At 45.4% G+C, this 6,533-nt stretch carries 8 protein-coding genes; 7 read left to right on the top strand and 1 reads right to left on the bottom strand.

What is annotated here, in order from left to right:
* On the bottom strand, positions 1 to 392 hold a 392-nt coding region (locus ACQY6Q_RS07520), incomplete at its 3' end, for a response regulator (protein ID WP_427979742.1).
* Positions 393 to 714: 322 nt separating this feature from the next.
* On the opposite strand from ACQY6Q_RS07520, the gene pseB reads away from it, so the two are divergent.
* The 7 genes from pseB to ACQY6Q_RS07555 all read left to right on the top strand — a co-directional run.
* Positions 715 to 1,716 carry a UDP-N-acetylglucosamine 4,6-dehydratase (inverting) gene (gene pseB / locus ACQY6Q_RS07525; protein ID WP_427979744.1) on the top strand — a complete coding sequence of 334 codons (1,002 nt, stop codon included), beginning with the start codon at positions 715 to 717 and terminating at the stop codon, positions 1,714 to 1,716.
* Positions 1,713 to 2,861: a UDP-4-amino-4,6-dideoxy-N-acetyl-beta-L-altrosamine transaminase gene (gene pseC / locus ACQY6Q_RS07530; RefSeq protein ID WP_427979746.1), complete on the top strand. Its 1,149-nt coding sequence runs from the start codon at positions 1,713 to 1,715 to the stop codon at positions 2,859 to 2,861. The genes pseB and pseC overlap by 4 nt, the downstream gene beginning before the upstream one ends.
* The gene (gene pseF / locus ACQY6Q_RS07535) at positions 2,854 to 3,549 is read left to right on the top strand and encodes a pseudaminic acid cytidylyltransferase (protein WP_427979748.1); all 696 of its coding nucleotides are present in this window, start codon (positions 2,854 to 2,856) and stop codon (positions 3,547 to 3,549) included. Before pseC ends, pseF begins: the two co-directional genes overlap by 8 nt.
* A gap of 1 nt (position 3,550) precedes the next feature.
* Positions 3,551 to 5,089 (top strand): UDP-2,4-diacetamido-2,4,6-trideoxy-beta-L-altropyranose hydrolase, encoded by a 1,539-nt coding sequence (gene pseG, locus ACQY6Q_RS07540; RefSeq protein WP_427979750.1) that lies wholly within the window; start codon positions 3,551 to 3,553, stop codon positions 5,087 to 5,089.
* Entirely contained in the window at positions 5,082 to 5,858 is a 777-nt protein-coding gene (gene pseI / locus ACQY6Q_RS07545) for a pseudaminic acid synthase (protein ID WP_427979752.1), read from the top strand. The genes pseG and pseI overlap by 8 nt, the downstream gene beginning before the upstream one ends.
* A 152-nt stretch (positions 5,859 to 6,010) precedes the next feature.
* Complete coding sequence (locus ACQY6Q_RS07550) at positions 6,011 to 6,136, top strand: hypothetical protein (protein ID WP_427979756.1); 126 nt, start codon at positions 6,011 to 6,013, stop codon at positions 6,134 to 6,136.
* A gap of 21 nt (positions 6,137 to 6,157) precedes the next feature.
* The coding region (locus ACQY6Q_RS07555) for a hypothetical protein (protein WP_427979754.1) at positions 6,158 to 6,533 on the top strand (376 nt) is incomplete at its 3' end.

The following is a 6,533-nucleotide window of genomic DNA, read 5'->3' on the forward strand; positions in this document are numbered from 1 at the left end:
TTACCAATTAAATTTTGGCGCAAGCGCTCGCTTCTCGCTGGAGTCGTTTTTCCAGGAAGATGAGTAAGATAGGCATCACAGTGGTGAAGTAATTGAGTGAGTTGTTCGTAATTAAAAGGCTGTTCTAAGTGGCCAATTAAATTTGGTAAATCAGTGAGAGATTCTCCCTCTCCGACACTAAGGAAAGGGTACTGGGGAAACTGGGAGATAAGCGCGGCAACATCATCAAGCTGTTTGCTAATCACCACCACTTTGTCGGCACTATCTTGCTCGGCCAAACAATCAATTTGGCAGCTTTCACTAGGCTGCCCAATGAACCCGAGTACCGTTTCAAGTTGCTTAGCTCTCTCTGCGTCGCTTTCGCAAACCAAAACGCGTTTGGATGCCTGCATCCTTATCCCCTGCTTAATAAGCTGCTTTCTAGCAGCCTTAGTCAATTACCTTAAGAAAATTGATTTTAAACAAGCGTCAAAAATACGCAAGACATTAGGCCGAAAACCGACAAAAATATGACGCCGCTACTATTTCGCCTATCAAATAACAACAGAAGGTGGCTTATTCAGCTACTAAGTGCTAATAAATTCGATATAAAATTCAAAAGCCTATATTTTTTCACTGAGCTGATAAATATTGGAGCAGTTATTGCTTTAGCAGTTTTAAGCTCGGAGACACCCCCAGCCCCAAATGGTATAAACCCGAATATATGGAAGTGTTATGTTTGATAATAAATCGATTTTGATTACCGGCGGAACAGGCTCTTTCGGCAAAAAATACACTAAAACGATTCTCGAACGTTATAAACCCAAACGTTTAATCATATATTCACGTGACGAGCTAAAACAATTCGAGATGCAACAGGTGTTTGATGCTCCTTGCATGCGCTATTTTATCGGCGATGTACGTGATGCTGAACGCCTAACTCAGGCAATGAATGGCGTGGATTATGTTATTCACGCAGCGGCGTTAAAACAAGTTCCTGCGGCAGAATACAATCCCATGGAATGTATCAAAACCAATGTCTATGGCGCAGAAAACGTCATTAAGGCGGCCATTGCCAATAACGTTAAAAAAGTCATTGCTCTAAGTACCGATAAAGCGGCAGCTCCGATTAACCTTTACGGCGCAACGAAGCTAGCTTCAGATAAACTTTTTGTTGCTGCGAATAATATGGTCGGTCAAGGACAAACCCGCTTTGCCGTGGTTCGTTATGGTAATGTTGTAGGCTCACGCGGCTCTGTGGTCCCCTTCTTTAAACGCTTAATCGACAATGGTACAGACCATCTTCCTATAACTCATGAAGAGATGACTCGATTTTGGATTACCCTGCAACAAGGGGTGGATTTTGTACTGAAAAACTTTACCCGTATGCATGGCGGGGAAATTTTTATTCCCAAAATTCCTTCAGTGCGCATTGTCGATTTAGCTAAAGCCTACGCGCCAGATTTGCCGATTAAGATCGTCGGTATTCGCCCCGGTGAAAAACTGCATGAAATAATGTGCCCGAGTGATGACTCTCACTTAACCCTAGAATTCGAAGATCATTTTGTCATTTGTCCTAGCATTAAATTCTTTAACGGCGAACATGATTACGCGATGAATCAAATTAACGAACATGGTCACCTAGTTGCACCTGGCTTTGAATATCACTCAGGTACCAATCCTGACTTTTTAAATACCGAGCAAATATTAGAATTTGATAAGCACTCAGCCCTATGATCCCTTACGGTAAGCAACAAATCAGCCAGCAAGATATTGAGGCAGTTATCGCCACGCTGGAGTCTGATTTTTTAACTCAGGGACCACAAGTCCCTGCATTCGAACGGGCAATTGCAGAAGCGCTTGGCGCCCAGCATGCGTTAGCGGTGAATTCAGCAACCAGCGCCCTTCACTTAGCCTGCCTCGCGCTAAACGTTGGCCCTGGCGATCATGTTTGGACTAGCCCTATTACCTTTGTTGCATCAGCCAATTGTGCCCGTTATTGTGGGGCAGAGGTGGACTTTATCGATATCGACCCCGTCAGCTACAACATGTCGGTAGAGGCTTTATCAACTAAGCTTAAACAAGCTGCGGTAATCAATGCCTTACCCAAAGTAGTCATCCCTGTACATCTTTGTGGGCAAGTGTGTGATATGCAAGCTATATACGCCCTATCACAGCAGTATGGTTTTAAAATCATTGAAGATGCCAGCCACGCCATTGGGGCTAACTACCAACAACAAGCCGTTGGCAACGGGCGTTATAGTGACATCACTATCTTTAGTTTTCATCCGGTGAAAATTATCACCACCGCAGAAGGCGGTATGGCTTGCTGTAACGATGCGGAACTCGCGGACAAAATGCGCTTGCTGCACTCACACGGCATTACTCGTGATCCTGAGCTAATGCTCGAAAACAGCCAAGGCCCATGGTATTACCAGCAACTAGAGCTGGGCTTTAACTATAGAATGACTGAAATGCAGGCGGCGCTGGGCCTGTCGCAATTAAACAATCTTAAGCGATGGATTGAACAACGCGAGCAATTGGCCCAAGCATACGATGACTTACTAAAAGACCTCCCAGTCAAGCTGCCAATACAAAGCCCAATGCAAAACTCGGCTAGGCATTTATATGTCATTCAAGTCGAAGCCAACAAGCGGCTATCACTATTCAAGTATTTACGAGCTCAGCAGATTGGAGTAAACGTTCACTACATCCCGGTTCATTTACAACCCTACTACCAGCGACTCGGCTTTAAAGCAGGCGACTTTCCGCAAGCTGAAAACTATTACCAAGGCTGTTTAAGCCTACCTCTCCACCCCGGCTTAACTGAGCAACAGCAACACTACGTGGTGGAAAAAATAAGCGAGTTTTTTAATGAGTAACATAGCGATTATTCCGGCACGCGGAGGCAGTAAGCGGATCCCCCACAAAAACGTCAAGTTATTTTGCGGCAAACCGATCATTGCTTACAGTATCGAAGCAGCCCTCAATTCAGGCTGTTTTGACAAAGTCATAGTATCAACCGATGACCCCGAAATTGCCGATATCGCAGCTCACCATGGCGCAGAAATTCCATTTTTACGGCCACCAGAACTCAGTGATGACCACGCCACAACAACACCGGTGATTCAACACGCCCTGCAACATTTTTTGCCGCAGGAAAACTTCGATTTTGCCTGCTGTATCTATGCCACTGCCCCATTTATCACTCCAACGTGGCTTAAACAAAGCTATCAATTGCTACAGCAACATGACACCGAATACAGCTATCCGGTGGTTGCATTTCCCGCACCAATACAACGCGCCTTAGAAATAGAGCCCGCGTCACAGACCATCAGAATGAGCCAGCCAGAAAATGTCTTGCTACGAAGTCAGGATTTACCACCTCGTTATTACGACAGTGGTCAGTTTTACTGGGGTAAAACCAGCGCTTTTCTCAACGCCACACCGATCTTAAGCGCAAAAGCTAAGGCCCTAGTGCTAGAAAAATCCAATGTGGTAGATATTGATGACGCCCAAGATTGGCTAATCGCAGAAAACCTTTACCGCAGCCAATATTCACAGGCCTAGCATGAGAATCGCAATTAGAGCAGATGCATCAGCAGAGATCGGGACTGGGCACCTCATGCGTTGTCTTTGTTTAGCAAAAAGCTTAGCCGAGCGCGGGCACCAGATACTCTTCATCTGTAACCCTTTACCTTTAAGCCTAAAGCAACAGCTAGCGGCCTACTCTTTGCCATTGTGTGAACTGGCTGAAGCCAAGCTCCCCATTCAGCAGCATGCCCCGCAAACCTGGTTGGGACGCAGTCAAGATCAAGATGCGCAACTCACCATTCAAGCCTTAGCTCGCCATTCCAGAGAGTCATGGGACTGGCTGATTGTAGACCACTATGCCATCGACCAACACTGGCAAAGCCTGCTGCTGCAGCAAGTCAAAGATATTTTAGTTATTGATGATTTGGCCAACCGCCAGCATTATTGCAGCATGCTCATCGACCAAGGACTTAAGCGCAAGCTCTCTGATTATCAGCCGCTTCTTTCGTCTCCATCAAGTGCCTTACTAGGACTTGACTACTGTTTATTACGTGAAGAATTTCAACAAGCCAAACAGCAGCTCCAACGCAAGCCGCCTAAACAGAAACTAAAACTGCTAATCAATATGGGTGGAGCAGACTTAGGTAACATGAGCTTAAAAGTACTGCACTTACTTGAACAAAGCCGCTTTGCCGCATCATTAAGCCTAACTATTATCACTGGGGCTGCTTACCCCTACCAAGAGCAATTACAACAGCAATTATTGCACAGCCCCATCCCTAGCCAATACTTTCATGATGTTAGTAACATGGCACAGCATTTACTTGCAGCCGATATCGCCATCGGGGCTTGCGGAGGCGCAGCCTGGGAGCGAGTAGCATTACAGCTACCTAGTTTGTGCTTAGTCTTGGCTGAAAATCAACAAGCTAACGCAAGGGCTTTACAAGATTATAAGGTTGCACAGGCACTAGAAGAGTTAGAGCTCAGCACGCCCCATGCACTGGATAAAGCCATTAGCCACCTGCTCACAGACTACGCAAGTATCACTGCAAGCTGTGAGAAATTAATCGACCTAAACGGCAGTAGCCGAATCGCTGTTGCCATGGAAAGCCAGCAAATAAACCAACAACGGCATGCCTACCTAAAACTAGCTAGCCCCAGTGACAGTGAGACACTGCTGCGTTGGCAGCAGCATCCGAATACCCGGAAATTTGCTTTAAACCCAGCCACTCCGGTACCCGATGAACACCATGCTTGGTTTAAGCAGGCCTTATCCAATCCGGCTGAACAAATTTTTATTATTAGAGTCAATAATCAGGATGTGGGCTGTGTCAGAACAAGCCAAATGGCGCGCTTTGGCCATTATCTTGTGTCTATCTATATTGCCCCTGAACACTATCAACAAGGCTTTGCCAGCGTGGCCTTAACGCAAATCCGACAGCTATTACCCCAAGCCTTCTTTCATGCCACCATACTGCCTGCTAATATTCCTTCTAAAAAACTATTTCAATCACAAGCTTATATCCAAGTGAATCAGCAATCGTGGTTACAACCACCGAGGCCAATACATGACTAACACGGTATATATAAACGGACGCGCCATCGGCCCACAACATCCGCCCTATATCATTGCAGAGCTCTCAGCTAACCATAATGGTAGCCTAGCTAATGCCCTGCACTCCCTAGAGGTTTTTAAGTCTTGCGGTGCTGATGCAGTGAAAATTCAAAGTTACACTGCAGATACGATGACCATAGATTGTGACCGCCCTGAATTCAAAATCCAAGGAGGGCTATGGGATGGCTACACGCTATACGAACTCTATAAAGAAGCTCATACGCCCTTCGAATGGCACCAAGCCTTATTTGATAAAGCGGCAGAGCTAGGGCTAACGCTGTTCTCCAGTCCATTCGATGAAACTGCCGTCGATTTGCTGGAAAGCTTAAACACCCCCGCGTATAAAATTGCCTCTTTTGAGGCCATAGATTTGCCATTAATCGCTCGAGTAGCACAAACAGGCAAGCCGATTATCATATCTACCGGAATGGCCAATCTAGAAGAAATTACCGAGGCAGTAAATACCGCCAGAGAACATGGAGCTACGCAACTGATTTTGCTACATTGTATTAGTGCCTATCCTGCTCCTGTCGAGCAAGCAAACTTATTAAACATTGCCGACCTTGCGAAGCGGTTCGATTGTATTTCTGGTCTCTCCGACCATAGCATGGGAACCTTATTACCAGTCGCTGCCACAGTCTTAGGTGCAAGCGTGATAGAAAAACATGTGATTCTTGAGCGCTCAATGGGTGGTCCTGATTCGGCTTTTCTCTTGAACCGGATGAGCTAAAGCGCCTTTGCCAAGAGACCCATCAAGCATTTTTATCTTTAGGCCAGGCCAGCTACCAACGCAAACCAGCTGAACAACAAAACATTCGTTTTCGTCGTTCCATCTACTTTGTCAAAGCCTTAAAAAAAGGTCACATCATTGAATCTCAAGACATTCGTAGGATCCGCCCAGGATTTGGCTTAGCCCCCAAGTATTTTAAACAAATCGTCGGCCGAACATTGGCTTGTGATGTAGCAGAAGGCCAAGCCACGGCATGGGAATTGCTTGATAAACAATAAACTTAACCAAAGGAAACCATAATGTCTGAGTTGGATATTAAAAAATTAATGGCGGATTGTGCCAAAGATGCACAGAACTTTGCCAAGCAAAATTACAACTTTGAGCTAAAAATGGCTGCAAGCAGTGTACCGATGGTAGACGAAATTCTCAGCCAAATTGATGGTGATGATATTAGCGACCAAGATCTGTTTACTCTTTCCTATATGCTTGGCGCTTTTCTTGGTGAAGTCTTCATTCGAGAAGTAGGCGGACACTGGATTTATCAAGAAGAAACTGAAGAAGAGCCTCCTCAAACCTTCTTAAAAATAGGCGAAAATACCATAGCCTTCCCCAGTAAGGTTTATCATGCTCTAGTGGGAAACAGTGAGGAAAGTATTCAACAATATTACCAAGAGC

It is taken from the genome of Agarivorans sp. (assembly GCF_050295395.1).
GTDB lineage: Bacteria > Pseudomonadota > Gammaproteobacteria > Enterobacterales > Celerinatantimonadaceae > Agarivorans.